This is a genomic window from Micromonospora sp. NPDC004540 (assembly GCF_040610095.1).
Lineage (GTDB): Bacteria > Actinomycetota > Actinomycetes > Mycobacteriales > Micromonosporaceae > Micromonospora.
This window is the reverse complement of record NZ_JBEXLR010000035.1, coordinates 1-13,373: the sequence shown is the minus strand read 5'-3', so window position 1 is coordinate 13,373 and position 13,373 is coordinate 1. Positions and strand designations below refer to the sequence as shown.

Annotated in this window: 17 protein-coding genes; 5 read left to right on the top strand and 12 right to left on the bottom strand. The window is 67.9% G+C overall.

What is annotated here, in order from left to right; all coding sequences use genetic code 11:
- Positions 1-34: 34 nt before the first annotated feature.
- The 4 genes from ABZV78_RS14480 to ABZV78_RS14465 form a co-directional block, all read right to left on the bottom strand.
- Positions 35-718, bottom strand: a complete 684-nt coding sequence (locus tag ABZV78_RS14480) for a phosphotransferase (protein ID WP_355638647.1) — start codon at positions 716-718, stop codon at positions 35-37.
- 575 nt (positions 719-1,293) lie between these two features.
- Positions 1,294-2,508, bottom strand: coding sequence for an RNA-guided endonuclease TnpB family protein (locus tag ABZV78_RS14475; protein WP_355638646.1), 1,215 nt, complete (start codon positions 2,506-2,508; stop codon positions 1,294-1,296).
- Positions 2,505-3,074 carry an IS607 family transposase gene (locus tag ABZV78_RS14470; RefSeq protein ID WP_355638644.1) on the bottom strand — a complete coding sequence of 190 codons (570 nt, stop codon included), beginning with the start codon at positions 3,072-3,074 and terminating at the stop codon, positions 2,505-2,507. Before ABZV78_RS14470 ends, ABZV78_RS14475 begins: the two co-directional genes overlap by 4 nt.
- Before the next feature lie 10 nt (positions 3,075-3,084).
- Entirely contained in the window at positions 3,085-3,810 is a 726-nt protein-coding gene (locus tag ABZV78_RS14465) for a hypothetical protein (protein ID WP_355638642.1), read from the bottom strand.
- Positions 3,811-4,060: 250 nt separating this feature from the next.
- Between ABZV78_RS14465 and ABZV78_RS14460 the strand changes: the two genes are divergently transcribed.
- Complete coding sequence (locus ABZV78_RS14460; protein WP_355638640.1) at positions 4,061-4,714, top strand: Type 1 glutamine amidotransferase-like domain-containing protein; 654 nt, start codon at positions 4,061-4,063, stop codon at positions 4,712-4,714.
- Positions 4,715-4,861: 147 nt separating this feature from the next.
- Here the strand turns inward: ABZV78_RS14460 and ABZV78_RS14455 are convergent, their stop codons facing one another.
- From ABZV78_RS14455 to ABZV78_RS14435, 5 genes are all read right to left on the bottom strand, one after another.
- Positions 4,862-5,341, bottom strand: coding sequence for a hypothetical protein (locus tag ABZV78_RS14455; protein ID WP_355638638.1), 480 nt, complete (start codon positions 5,339-5,341; stop codon positions 4,862-4,864).
- Between the two features lie 44 nt (positions 5,342-5,385).
- Positions 5,386-5,574, bottom strand: coding sequence for a hypothetical protein (locus ABZV78_RS14450; RefSeq protein ID WP_355638636.1), 189 nt, complete (start codon positions 5,572-5,574; stop codon positions 5,386-5,388).
- Positions 5,575-5,819: 245 nt separating this feature from the next.
- Positions 5,820-6,593 (bottom strand): maleylpyruvate isomerase family mycothiol-dependent enzyme, encoded by a 774-nt coding sequence (locus tag ABZV78_RS14445; RefSeq protein WP_355638634.1) that lies wholly within the window; start codon positions 6,591-6,593, stop codon positions 5,820-5,822.
- A 437-nt stretch (positions 6,594-7,030) separates the two neighbouring features.
- Positions 7,031-7,588 carry a DUF4240 domain-containing protein gene (locus ABZV78_RS14440; protein ID WP_355638632.1) on the bottom strand — a complete coding sequence of 186 codons (558 nt, stop codon included), beginning with the start codon at positions 7,586-7,588 and terminating at the stop codon, positions 7,031-7,033.
- 255 nt (positions 7,589-7,843) lie between these two features.
- Positions 7,844-8,860, bottom strand: coding sequence for a hypothetical protein (locus ABZV78_RS14435; RefSeq protein WP_355638630.1), 1,017 nt, complete (start codon positions 8,858-8,860; stop codon positions 7,844-7,846).
- A gap of 190 nt (positions 8,861-9,050) precedes the next feature.
- On the opposite strand from ABZV78_RS14435, the gene ABZV78_RS14430 reads away from it, so the two are divergent.
- Complete coding sequence (locus ABZV78_RS14430; RefSeq protein WP_355638628.1) at positions 9,051-9,476, top strand: hypothetical protein; 426 nt, start codon at positions 9,051-9,053, stop codon at positions 9,474-9,476.
- A 229-nt stretch (positions 9,477-9,705) separates the two neighbouring features.
- On the opposite strand, the gene ABZV78_RS14425 is transcribed toward ABZV78_RS14430, so the two are convergent.
- Positions 9,706-10,077, bottom strand: a complete 372-nt coding sequence (locus ABZV78_RS14425) for a mechanosensitive ion channel domain-containing protein (protein WP_355638713.1) — start codon at positions 10,075-10,077, stop codon at positions 9,706-9,708.
- The gene (locus ABZV78_RS14420) at positions 9,965-10,549 is read right to left on the bottom strand and encodes a hypothetical protein (protein WP_355638718.1); all 585 of its coding nucleotides are present in this window, start codon (positions 10,547-10,549) and stop codon (positions 9,965-9,967) included. The genes ABZV78_RS14425 and ABZV78_RS14420 overlap by 113 nt, the downstream gene beginning before the upstream one ends.
- Before the next feature lie 541 nt (positions 10,550-11,090).
- Between ABZV78_RS14420 and ABZV78_RS14415 the strand changes: the two genes are divergently transcribed.
- The 3 genes from ABZV78_RS14415 to ABZV78_RS14405 all read left to right on the top strand — a co-directional run bounded on the left by ABZV78_RS14415 (position 11,091) and on the right by ABZV78_RS14405 (position 12,985).
- A complete protein-coding gene (locus ABZV78_RS14415) occupies positions 11,091-11,345 on the top strand; it encodes a hypothetical protein (RefSeq protein WP_355638716.1) in 255 nt (84 codons plus the stop codon).
- A gap of 99 nt (positions 11,346-11,444) precedes the next feature.
- Positions 11,445-12,215, top strand: a complete 771-nt coding sequence (locus ABZV78_RS14410) for a hypothetical protein (protein ID WP_355638626.1) — start codon at positions 11,445-11,447, stop codon at positions 12,213-12,215.
- A gap of 266 nt (positions 12,216-12,481) precedes the next feature.
- Positions 12,482-12,985, top strand: coding sequence for an NUDIX hydrolase (locus tag ABZV78_RS14405; protein WP_355638624.1), 504 nt, complete (start codon positions 12,482-12,484; stop codon positions 12,983-12,985).
- Between the two features lie 221 nt (positions 12,986-13,206).
- Here the strand turns inward: ABZV78_RS14405 and ABZV78_RS14400 are convergent, their stop codons facing one another.
- Positions 13,207-13,371 (bottom strand): histidine phosphatase family protein, encoded by a 165-nt coding sequence (locus ABZV78_RS14400; RefSeq protein WP_355638711.1) that lies wholly within the window; start codon positions 13,369-13,371, stop codon positions 13,207-13,209.
- Positions 13,372-13,373: the final 2 nt, after the last annotated feature.

The window sequence follows — 13,373 nt, the reverse complement described above, 5'->3', positions numbered from 1 at the left end:
CGGTGCCTGTTGGCGCCTGAACAACGCCCCGATCTCAGTCGTGGCGGTGCCGCACGATGTAATCGATGTAGCGGATCGTGTCCTCGCGGTCGTCCTCGCTGATGAAGTCCCACAGGTCCGCCAGCCAGTAGAGCGAGCCCGACAGCATCCAGGCCCACCCGCGCACCCAGGTCGCCTCGTCGAACCCGAGCGCCTCCCGGTAGGCGGCCCGCGCGCGGGCATCGAACAGGCTCCAGCCCGGCCGCACCTCGACCGCCGGATCGCCGCGGCCGAGACCGCCGAAGTCGATCACCCCGGTGAGCCTGCCCCGGTCGACCAGCAGGTTGCCTGCCAGGAGATCACCGTGCAGCCATACCGGCGGTCCGGGCCACTCGTCCGCCGCCATCGCCTCGTCCCACGCCGCGATCACCGCCCGCCCGTCGATCCGGTCGCCCAGCGCCGCGATCGACCGGCGGGTCACTTCGTCCCGCTGCACCAGAGGTACGCCGCGCTGAATCCCCTCCTTGACCGGCCCGCCCATCGGGTCGATCGCGATCATCGCGCGCACGAAGCCGGCGAGGTCGACGGCGAGATCGACGAGGTCCTGCCCGGCTTCCGGATTGAGCCCGTCCAGCCACGGGACGACCGTCCACGGCCACGGATAGTCCCCACCCGGCCGGCCGACCGCGACCGGCACCGGCACCGGCACCGGCAGATGCGCGCCAGCCGCGGCAGCCACGTCGCGTCGGTCGCCACCTGGTCGACCGCCCACTGCGCCCGCGGCAGCCGTGCCGTCAGGGAATCACCCAGCCGGAACAGCGCGTTGTCGGTGCCGTTCAGCGGCTGCGGAACGATCGGCAGGTCCGACCATTCGGGGAACTGCTCGTCGATCAGGGCGCGTACCTGCTCGACAGCGACGACGGTCTCTCCAGGGCGCATCGCGCGACCGTAAAACCCGCTCGGTAATCCTGTCGATCGAATTCGGACCACGCGAACCGTGCGCCGGATCAACCGCCTGTACCGCGCGGTCGCCGCGCCGGGGGATCGGGGAGCACGTGGGGAGCAGCCGGGTGCGCTGAACGGCGTTGAACTGGGAGGCCGCCGCCACGAGCATGCGCGACGTATCGGAGGTCGCCGCCGGGGACCTGGACCTGCTCATCAACCGGTTCGCCGACAGCGGTGACTCGAACCGTTCGGAGAATCTGAGTGATTCTCTTCCTGCTTCGTGGGTCCGTGCCTCGGCAAGCCGGGGTCTTACAGGTCCTCCACAGGCGTTTTGTGTCTCCGGGGAACTGCCCGGCGACGGTGCCGCTGTCAGGCGGCGGTGTGCATGGCGATGAGCAGGTTGCGGGCCGCGTTGTGGTCGCGGTCGTGGACTGCGCCGCACTGGCACGACCATGTCCGGTCCGACAGCGTCAATCCGGTGTTGATAGCGCCGCAGGTGCCGCACGTTTTTGAGCTGGGGTACCAGCGGTCGGCGGCCCATACGCTCGACCCGTACCAGCTGGACTTGTATTCCAGCTGCCTGACGAACTCGGCGAATCCGGCATCCGACACCGCGCGGGCCATTCTGCGGTTGCGGAGCATCCCAGCGACGTTCAGGCTCTCCACGGCGATGGCACGCTTGGTTCTCGCGAGCCTTGTGGTGAGCTGGTGCAGGAAGTCGCCGCGTTGGTGCGCCACCTTCAGGTGCACGGCGGCGACCGTGCGAGCGGCCTTGACCCGGTTGTTCGATCCGCGCTGGCAACGGGCCAGGGCCTTGTTCGCCCGTCGTAGCCTGCGCTGCGCCGCTTTCAGCGCACGCGGCGCGTGGACCTCCTCCACAGTGCCGGTATCGTCGGCGATGACGGCGAAGGTCTTGAGTCCGAGGTCGATGCCGCAGGCCGGCGCGTCAAAGGTGACCGCCCGGCGGCTGTTGACGTCGGCACGGTCGATGTCGATCTGGAACGACACCCACCAGCGGCCCGCCTGCTCCCGAACGGTCGCGCCGATGATACGGACGCGGCCATCGCCGAGCCGGTCGGTCAGCCACGACATGTTCTCGCGGGTGACCACCGGGCCGATGCCTGGCAGTGCGACGGTGCGCGCTCCGCTGGGCCGGGCGCGGTCGGCGTCGTACCGGAATCGGGAGCCGTGCTTACGTTTGCGCCAGACCGGGAACCCGACCCGGCGTCCTCGGCGAGCACCCTTGCGGGAGTCAGCCCAGTTCTTCAGCGCGGCCGCCCGCGCCCGGCACGCTTCCTTCGGCACCCGCGAGGACAGCCCGTCCTTCGTAAACCACGGGTACTGGGCGGGGTGCGCGGCCCGCCACGCCTTCTCCAATGCGGGAGCCGACCACGGCACTGGCGTGAGCTGCTGGTCGGGGACCCCATAGCTGCGTTCGGCGCGGCGCTGGTCAAGTGCCGCCTTGACTAGCGCGAGGCAGAAGTTCTCCACCACGCGCGACAGCCCGGCGTGCAGGCCGAGCCGGATCCGCTGCTCAACCGTGGGATCCAGCTCAACCCGGAATCCCTGCTTGACGCCGCTCACGCAGTCACCTCCGCAGCCGCCACGGCGGCCTTCGCCTTGCGGCCGGCCGAGCGCCGACCGTACCGGCGGGCGCAGAACGAGGTGAGCACCTCCAGCATGTCCCGTGCCAGGTCGTCGGCCACCTCGGCGTCGTCGATGACGACGATGCTTCGGCCGGTCGCGGCGAGCGCGCAGGTCAAGTGCTCGACGCCGAAGCGGGCCAGGCGGTCCCGATGCTCGACCACAATGGTCGTCACCGCGGGATCGCGGAGCAGCCTCGCCAGCTTCGGCCGGTTGCCGTTGAGCCCGGACCCGACCTCGCTGACAACCTCGGCCACCGTCAATCCACGTGCGGTGGCGGCGGTCACGACACGGCCGGCCTGCCGCTCCAGATCAGCTCTCTGCTCCGACGAGGAAACCCGGCAGTACGCAACCGTGCGCCCGGACCGTTCGGCTGCCGGTTCAAGGACGAGGTACCGGCCGGTGTCGGTCTTGACCACCGGGACGGGCATCTGCCCATTCTTCGCCCAGGACCAGGCCGTCTGGTAATGAACGCCGTTACGACGCGCCCACTCGGACAACCTCACGGACTGATAATCACTGAGAAACAAGAGAAACACTGACGACACGCCGAGCTGTTGCAAGCCCCCACGAGATCAGGTTGTCGCCGGGCTCGAACCAGGACGGGACATCCTCACGGTTCGGCGCCCAACGCGACGCGTCGCCGAGCGGCCAGTCTCCGGACCAGTGGTCGGGCCCCGCGAAGTCGAGGCGGACGCACTCGTGCGCCCAGGTGTTGTGTTGCACCAGGTCTGCCCCGTCGGGGACCGCGTTGGGGGTGCAGACGATGAGGTGATCATCGACGGAGCCGGCGCCGTGCGCGTCGACGAACGCCTTGTAATCGTCGGGAAGCGCAACGCCCAGCTGTGTCTCGACTGGCGACCAGTCGCATCCGGCCTCGGCTGACATGGCGCGTGCTGGCAGAACCAGTAGCTGGGACAGGCGTTCAGTGGCGTCGACTGGCCGCTGGAGCCTTTCGCTGGCCAGGCCGCGGTCCTCGATGAGCCGCTCGCCGGAGACAATGTCGCCGGGCCTGAGTTGGTCGCCACCGGCGCCGGTGACGATGGCGGATGACCCGGTGAGCTCAACAACGACAAGGTCTACCTTCCGCTCCTTGCGGCCGTGCTCGCAGCAGGCACGGTCGAAGCGGTCACCTGGGCGAGCCCAATGCCGCGGGTGATACCCCGGCGCACCCTCCAGCTGCCAACCTCCGGGCACTGCCTGGACGGACTCAACGGAGAAGCTCAGACGCTCGGTACGCACGGACAGCATCGTGCACGGCTGGCGTGGCATCCGTCATCCCGCCCCACCGTCGTTTCCACCGACATCCGCTCTCCGGCTACATGAATCTGAGCGCCTGCGGGCGCACTGACAACTAGCCGATGTGCGTGCCGGGGGCTTGAGGGGTCGCAACAGCGATGAGTTTCGTTATGGTGTCCAGTCTGTACTCCCATGCACCCGCTCTCCCGACTCTCCGGGAGAGCGTCATGACCGCTACGTACAGGAGGCAAGCGTGAAACTTCTTCTCACGTCCGCAGGCGTCCAGAACCCGAGCATCCGCGATGCGCTGGTCGACCTGCTGGGCAAGCCGATCGCCGACTCCAGTGCCCTCTGCATCCCTACGGCGGCCCACCCCATGGGCGGGCCAGCCTCGGCCTGGCGCTTCATCACCGGGCAGACGCCGCTACCCATGTGCGACCTGGGCTGGAAGTCGCTGGGCGTCCTCGAGCTAACAGCGCTGCCCAGCATCGGCGAGGAGCGGTGGGTCCCCTGGGTCCGGGAGGCTGACGTCATACTCGTGGCCGGCGGCGATGCGACGTACCTGTGCCACTGGATGCGGCAGTCCGGGCTGGCGGACCTCCTGCCGGCGCTGCGGGACACCGTCTGGGTGGGGTTGAGTGCGGGAAGCATGGTGCTGACCCCCCGGATCGGTGCGGACTTCGTCGAGTGGCAGTCCGCGCCCGACGACCGCACACTGGGGGTCGTCGACTTCTCGATCTTCCCGCACCTAGGTCTCGAGCCGGACAACACCATGGCTGGCGCCGAGAAATGGGCGGCCGAGATCGCGGGTCCGGCGTACGCAATCGATGACCAGACGGCCATCAAGGTGACCGACGGCACCGTCGAGGTCGTCTCCGAGGGGCACTGGAAGCTGTTCCCCGCATAGCCGCGGCCAACAGTGATCGGCGTGGCGGCCCATCGCCGGCGGTTCGGCCACGCCGCGATGCGCACCCGTGCCGCGGACCGTGAATGCGTCCCACCACGTGCTTGACGGTTGTCCTAGACGAATAGGGGTGACCCTGCGGGGTCACTGTCAGCTCCAGAGGTCTTGCCCATCCCTGTCGGAGGGGTCGAGGGTGAGGAGGTCCTCGTGGAGGCCGTCGAGGTGTCTTCCGGTGGCCTCGCCGGTTGGGGTGATCTCTGCCAATGCCCAAGACGGGAGTTGGTCGCTGGCCTCCTCGTCGGCTCCAAGGTGGTAGAGCATGGCGAACACCGTTTCGTAGGCCACGGCTCGGGCCAGCTGCGTGAGATCGCCCTGACTGGCTCCCGCTTCGACGGCCCGCCGGGCAGCAGGGATGTTGGCCATCCCGTCATGCCAGCTATCGATCATTTGCGGCCAGAGTGGGCGCAGGAATCGGTAGCGGGCCAGCTGCGGGATGTCCTCCTCGATCTCGGACCGGGTCCATCCCTCAGGGTCATCGCACTCGAGATGGTTGAACGCGCCGAGCAGCCGTCGTGCGTGTTCTCTGGCATCGGCGGGTAGCTGCTGCAACCAGGTCTGCTGATCCTCCACGCCCCAGATTGGAACATTCGCACGGCGCAAGCGCCTCGTGGTCGTCATGCGATAACCCCATCCTTCTTGCGAGGTCGGCTTGCTTTGATGTTGCGCACGGGCTGGTCGGTGGTGCGTCGGACGGTGCGGATGCCGTCGTCGCAGGCGATGGCCAGCTCAGTGTCGGTGACGTTGATGGTGACGGTCTTGCCGGCATGCACCCGGGCGAGCGCGACCTTCTGCCCGACGACCATGACGACTCCGCTGTTGGACGCGCGACGCTGGACCTGAACTGGTCCGGCCGAGGGTTGCGGGGGTGGTCCGGCGGGTCGGGCGCCCCGCAGCCGGGCCACCTCCCGAGGGGTGAGCGGCTCGCCTAACTGCGCAAGGTGCACGTCCGGGTGATCCGCATCGACCGCGAGGCCCTGCGCTAACCCCCGGCCCGGTGGCGCCCGCAGGAGCGCGCGCACAACCCACAGATGCGTCACAAGTGCGCGTTTTACGCGTTCGGGTCCCAGTCTGCGAGCTGCTCCATCGGCTCGGTGTCGCCGGTGGTCTCCAGGCCGTCGAGCGGGACGCGCTGGTAGAAGTAGAGGACCAGTTCGCTCGCTGCGCCTCGCATCGCCATGTCGCCCGGCTCCGCGTCGGCGGCGAGGTCGTCGCAGCGGACGCCGTCGGCGTTGAGGGTCAGGCGCCAGGAGCGGCCCTCGGTCGTGTGCAGGTCGATGGTCGCCGGCTTGAACGGCCAGGGGATGGTCGTCGCCGAGACGGTCGTCAGGAACTCGTCGACGCCCTCGACCGCGACGTCCGTCGGCAGCGGCTGTGCGGCCCCCTGGGTGAGCTGGGCGTCGTAGGTGTGGACGGCGATCTCCTGGATCTGGTGCCGGGCCACGGCTCCGCTGGTCTCCGGGGCCTGCGAGCGGCCCCACCAGGTCCAGCAGCCGCGGTCCGGGCCGGCCTCGCGCATCGCGTCGAGCATGAGCTCGGTCGATTCGGCGAGCCAGGCGTCCAGGGCTTCGCGGTCGCGGGGCGCGGTCGGGGAGCCCTTCGGGTCCGTCCTCGCCGGGGGCTCAGCGCCCGGGCCCGCCGTGATGATGGCGGCCTGGCGGCGGCGGCCGTCGCCGAGGTGCTGCGCCAGTTCGCGCAGCGTCCAGTCCGGGCAGGTCGGGACCTGGACGTCAAGGTCGGGGGCGGACGCGATCGCGGCGCGGAACGCGGCCGAGCGGTCTTCGATCAGCCGCAGGACCTCGGGGAACTCCAAAATGTTTTGCACCTCGGTTGTGTATCACTGCGCTCCGGCCGCCAGGTAGCGAATTTGTCGGACCGACGCGTCGACAGCCGGGCGGAGCGCCGGCGCCGAAGCCCGTCCTGAAACTCCGCGCACTGCTCGCCAACGGCGACTTCGGCCGCTACTGGACCTACCATCTGGGCCAAGAGCACCAGCGCAACCACCAGGCCCGCTACCAACTCGCTGCTTGACCTACGAAGTCACTCCCAGCAATCCGCGCACCTGGGCGATGTCAGCGACCTGAGTAGTGTGCGGCCCGGCGGCGCCAGCGCCAGAGGAGTGAAACGAGAGCTAGTCGGCTGGGCACCAACTGGCCGACGATCAGCGCCCTGTCATGCCGATGTGCGCGTGTTGGAACCGACGTAGTCGACCCGATCACTCAGGCTGTGCAGCACGCCGGGCGTCTGCTGAATGTCCGCGAGTCAGCGCCCGGTTGGGAACAGCGCGCTGAGCCGCGGCAGGCGGCGGCCCATCTCCGCCTCATCGTCGAAGTCCCACTCGTCCCCAGTGGGCGCCGGGTCTTCCGGATATTCGTGGCGGAGTGCCCGCAACGCGTCGATGATGCCCTCGTTCTCGCCGGTCGCCGTGTCATACGCCTGCCGGCTGACATAGTTCAGCGCCTCCCACTCCGGCCAGTCATCGTCCGTCCACCGGTCCATCCTCATCGCGGCCAGCCGGCGCACCTGAGGGACGTCGGCGAGCGCGTCGGGGTCGGCGACCACGCGGTCGAAGCTGTCCCGGCCGAGACCGACCAGCCACGGTAGGAAGTACCAGAAGCCGTCACCGGAGCACAGGCCGGACATGATCCGATAGCCGGCGGCCCACACCGTCCACGTCTCAGCCCGGCGGCGTGCGGCGGTCAAGGCAATGTCGAACTCCACGATCTCGGCCGGCGTCCGGGCCGCGAGCCGACGCTCGATCCACCCCGCCCGGTCCGCCTGCCCCGCAGACTCCTCGATCAACTCCCAGAAGCCGGTCACGTCCAGACGGTAGCTGTGATCAGGACGCAGCACGCCGTGGGATGGTCCGAACGACGTGCCATCCGTAATCGAGCCGGCGGAGTCACGGTGGAGCTGACGACCAGGCGCACCCGGGGCGGCGTCCGACGTCCGCAACTGCCGAATAGAGTGCGTCGTGAAGGGCTCCGGGTAAGGCGCGATGCGTGGGCTGCGAGGCCGGGGACACCGAGGCCAGCAGTCGATCCGAGTTCCGTGACAACAGGCCTCCGATACGTCTCAGTCTGCATCGACTCTCGAAGGCGGGATTCGCCAAAGGGTCCAAGAGAGCGACTTCCCATCCCGGATGTCGGCAGCGAACACGTCCTCTGCAACACCGAACACGGCCTCTGCGACACCGCGCATTGTCGACACCTCCCCGTCCCTTGCCTGAAAGGGCGGATTCAGGCTGACCCACCCCACAGGATCGAGCTCGCGGGTGCACAGCAACAGCCCATGTTCGTAGGTCATGAGGAGCACCCGCCGGTCGCTCAGGAAACATCCGTACAAGAAAAATGCAAGACCTTCGATTTCCATATCGTCCGCGTGGAGCCGAGCAAGGGGACGCCGACTCGGCCATTCCAGGACGGATATCTGGTTATCGAAGCTGGGGTGACGCGTGAGCAGCAGGCGATCTCCGGACGGTGCGAAGCTCGCCGCGATCACATTCTCGGCAATAAGCTCCACCTTGAGCCTGTCGTCCACCACCTGCGCGACATAGATCAAAGCGCCATCCTGACCCATGGCTGCATCCAGGACTATCGATCCGTTGTGCGGATGAGGCACGGTGGTCACACTGGCGTCCGCCGCATCTAGAACGGCCTGGTCCAGGACATGTCCCGAGCCTAGATCCACCAGCAATACCAGATGCTCGCCCTTGGTGTCGTACTCGCGACCCTTGTACGTCTGCCGTTCGAGTATCGGCGCGGTGACCAGCAGGCGGCCGCCCGGTAGCAACGTCGCGGAATCGGCTGCCACAATCTCGACCGGGATTGGTCGGCCTGCCGCCATGATGATGACCCGACGGGTGTCGGTCACGACGACGGTCGCCAGGTCCGGACTTGCGGCAAGAAGTTCTGCTGTGGGTGACACGTCCAAGGACAGCCGCTGCATGGGCTGTAACTGCTCGTCCAGCACGCTTACTGTTCCGTCAGATAAGTGGTATCTGACCACCGGCTCCATCGACTGTGGCGCAAGAACACGATCCAGCCGTAAATCCGGGAGGCGACGTACCCATTCCGCTTCGATTCGACGCACTTGGTCATCCTGCCAGCATCGGGGTGGCAGGCCCCACTTAGCCTCCGCCGGGCCGTCCTGGTCGTCAAGATGGTCTGATGGTGGAGCACCAAGCCGCTAGGGGCACAGTCAAGGTCAGTGCACTGTTCCGCCGCGCTGGGCGCCGCCCATCCACTGCCGTCCGCGACGTCGAAGTAGGTACCGTCTCGCTGTGGATCAGGTGACGAGCCTCGTCGAAGCGTTGGTGGGGCATCGGCTGGCCAGTGTCACGCGTCTGGCCTGGCATCAACCAGGCGAGCCGGTCGAGCTGGTCAAGAGCAATGTGGGGCCAGTACATCTCGTCTTCGATGGCGGCCGCGGCTTGCTCGTGGATGGCCGAAGCGACTGGACGCTGCGATGCACAGAAACCGCGCCAGGCGACGAAGCCTGGCTGGCCACGTACGACTACGACTGGGATGGGGCGCGATGGCTTCCTCGGGATGCCTCGGCGGAAGCGCCATTCGGTGCTGTGATCGGAAAGTCCCTGACTGATTGGGCGCCGGTCCTCAACGAGGTCAATGAGTTGGTCGGCATTGAACTCGAGTTCGAAGGCGAAAGAGTCAACCTCCGACTGTGGGAGGGCGAGCTAACGACCTAGCCGCAGTGGATCGTCCGGATCTGCCGCCGACCGCGCGTGACAGCCGGCGGAACCGACACCCGGTCGTGCCGAGATCAGTGCGTTCATGGGGTCGGCCGATCCGCCAAGCGGCCGGGTCGACACCGCCGGGCACCGGCGCCCGGGTGGCCACGCCGGACCCCCGGTCAGGGCTGGTACTGGCTGCGGGTGCGGGGCAGCCACTGGGGGTGCTGGTCGCGCAGGTAGCGAATCAGTCCCTCGCGTAAGTCGCAGCGCAGGTCCCAGGCGCTGGCGCCGTCCGCGGCCGAGGCCTGCACCTGGATGACCACGGTCTGCGGGGTGGCGTCGACCATCTGGAGCACCCACTGGTCTCGATCCCACAGCGGTGAGGACTCGACCAGTCGGCGTGCCTCCCGGCGCAGGTCGTCCAGGTCGGCGGTGTGGTCGACATGGATCTGGATCTTGCCGACCACCGCGACTCGTTCCGGGTCCAGTTCTGGAACGGCCGCTCAGTGAAGTACGTGGTCGGCAGGATGAGTACCCGGTCGTCCCAGAGCCGGATCACCACGTTGGTCAGCTTCACCTCCTCGACCCGGCCCCATTCGCCATCCACCACCAGCACGTCGCCGACGTGCATCCCGTCGGCGAAGGCGACCTGGATGCCGGCGAACGCGTTGCCGAGCGCGGTTCGGGCGGAGAGGCCGATCACCGCGCCGACCCACCCCGGCCGAGGTCAGAATGGAGATGCCGAAGAGGCGTACCGGCCGGAAGGTCATCAGGATCAGGCCGATTGCGGCGAGGGTAACCACGGCGACGGTGAGCCGCCGCACGGGGCGGATCTGGGTCCGGGCCCGCCGGATCCGCCGGCTGGTGACCACGTTGCTCGGCAGCCGGCTGAACGCGATCGCTTCGACGCTCAATGCCTTGATCACCAGCCACGGGCTGAGGGCGATCAGGACCAGCAGGATGGCGTGCCGCAGATAACGCTGCCACTCGGCCGGTCCGGACGGCAGCGCGTAGTACAGCGCCCCGACCAGCAGGTCCACGACCACGGCCGCCGCCAGCGCGGCCAACACGATCAACGCGGTACGCATCAGAGGCCGTTCACCGTGATCCCGATGCGGCCTCCTGAGCTCGCGACCGCACTCCCCGCGTTCAGGGTGTCATCAGATCCGGTGGCAAGCGGCGGATATCGGGAATGCCAGACGGCCGTGACCGACGTCCGGCGACTGCCGACGGTCGGCCTGCCCACAGGCTTCCTGGAGCCGGCGCAGGATGCGTGATCGGCACCTCGTCCGCTCGACCCTGAGAGGTCCGGCATGAGTTCCGCGGGGCCCGGTGGTCCCAGGACACGTATGACTGGCGACAGGGCTGAGCGCCGTCGAGCGCCGATCAGTGAGCGACCGGCTTCCGTGTCCTGAGACCACTAGGTGCCCACCTGCTGCTGCAACAGCAAGGAGGACACTATGAGTGTCGAACACCACTCCTCGATGCGTCGACCAACGGCGGGCGTCGACTGGGCCAGCACGGAGCACGCCCTCGCGATTGTTAACTGCGACGGTGTCGAGGTCCAACGGATGCTCGTCGAGCACACCGCTGCGGGGGCGGAAGCTGCTGCGATGCCTGCAGCAGGCCATGGTGCTCGAGCTCGGTATCGAACGGCCCGACGGGCCCATCGTCGAGGCCCTCCTCAGGGCGGGGCTCACGGTCTTCGTGATCGCCCCGAACCAGATCAAGCACCGGCGCCGCCGCTACGGCGCAGCCGGCAACGCAGCGCTGGATCGAAAATCGTTCGCCGCGCTGAAGACCCCGTCGGCACAACGACTCGCCGACGCCGCGCTGTCCGGACAGCCACTGGCCTGGCTCAACCCGCCCCAACCGGCGACGTAGCTGCCCATTCCGACCCGACAACCCGGGTGCCGCTCGTAGGATCGCAACCATGCTCGGGCGGCGGCCGTACCAGGCAGACAACCAACCCCGTACGCTGCGGTGACGCTGAGCCAAGCGGGCAGTCTGTGGGCGACGCTCGCGGTGACGCTGGTCCTGGGAGCCCTTCACCTGCTGGCGCCGCACATCCGGCGGACGCTGCCGGTGTCCACCCAGGCGGCGACCTCGCTCGGCGGCGGCATCGCCGCAGCGTACGTCTTCCTCTACCTCCTGCCGCGCCTCGCCGAGGGCAACGAGGCGGTCGCCCACGTCCTGGAGGAAGAGGTCCGCGCCGGCCGGGTGCGCGGATTCATCCTGTTCCTCGTCGCGCTGATCGGCTTCTTCACGTTCTACGCCCTGGAACGCGCCGCCCATCGGACGAAGGGGCACGAGCAGGAGCCCGCCCGGCTGGTCTTCGCATGTCAACTCGGCTTCTTCGCGCTCTACAGCGGCCTGATCACGTACACCTTGGCCACGAAGCTGGACGCGGGCCTCGCACCCGCGGCGCTGTTCGCCGTCGCCATGGGGCTGCACGTGCTGGCCACCGACGGCGTGCTGGCCGAGCACTTCCCGGTCAGCCTCACCACGCGGTGGCGCCTCGTTCTCGTCGCCGGCGCCGGTGCCGGCTGGTTGACCGCGGTCGTCGCCCAGCCCACCAGCGTGGTGATGAATCTGCTCACGGCGTTTCTCGGTGGCGGGATCCTCCTCAACGTCTTCGTCGACGAACTGGCACCCGAGCGGCACTCGAGCTTCGCCTGGTTCACCGTCGGGCTGGCCAGCTATTCAGCGCTCCTCGCGATCGCGACCTTCACCACGGAGCTGGGGGCCGCATGACGGCGACAGTCCAGGCGGCATGAGTGCTCACCGGCCGGCGGCTACCGGACCCGAGTGTCCTACGACAACCCGGTACGACCCATTAGGCGGCGGTGTCCGCACGCGCCGCACGGAGACGGACCAATGACCTACTCATTCGAAGGTGTTCTCCCGGTTGGGGGCGGGACCTGCCCGCGATGACGACCAGCCGCACTCTCATGCCGCAGATAGTGAAAGCTGTGACGTGCCCGTGCCCGTGCCCGTGCGCGGTGCTGAGGTGAGGTTGAATGGCCCCCGTGCCAAGCATGAGCCGGTCCCGGTACGCCGGCGTTCTCGCACATCACGACGACAAAGTCGTTCTCGTGTACGAGGAGTACCCACGGTGGGGCGGCCCCTACTGGAACATCCCGAGCGGGCGGATCGAGGACCACGAGACGCCGTTTGAGGGCGCCTGCCGAGAGTTGGCCGAGGAGACAGGTCTGGTCGTCGCAACCGCGGACCTCGTTCTTCATGGCACGGCGGCGGTGACCGGAGCAGTCACCGTCAGCCGGGTGTGGAACTTCACCGTCGACGTGGTGGATCCGACCCTGCGCGTCCGCGACCCAGATGGTCTGATTCAGGAGGCCCGCTGGTTCCCCGTCGAAGAAGCAAGCCGCTTGCTTCATGAGTTGCCCTACCGGCCGCTGTCGGAGCCGTCAGTTGCGGTCCTCACCCGTCAGGCTCAGCCGGGCGCCCATTGGGCGTATTCCGATCCGGAAGCGGAGCCGGTTGTCACCTACCCCAACGGGTGAAGGACATTTGCCACGTCCCTGTCCTGCTGATGACCAAGATGCCCCGAGACCTTGCTGGACCGCGGCGACGAGCCCGGCGGACGGACTACAGCGTGTTCGCCTCCCGAACCGTTCTCGATCTCTGTCGTTTACCGGATCTGCCGCCGATCGGGCGTCGGGGTCCGCACCTGCGAGACCGCCAAGTCAGCCGACCCCTCGTGCCGATGAGCGAATGCATACAGCTACAGGTGCCCGGTGTCGTTGAAGCTGACCAAGGTCGGCGGTCGGTCGGAATCCCACTGCACGATGGTGATCGCGCAGTTGGCCTGGTTGAGGCCAATCCACCGCCACTCCGGGGCGTCAAGCATGTGGCGGACGAACCACCCGATGACGAAGTTGTGCGTGATCA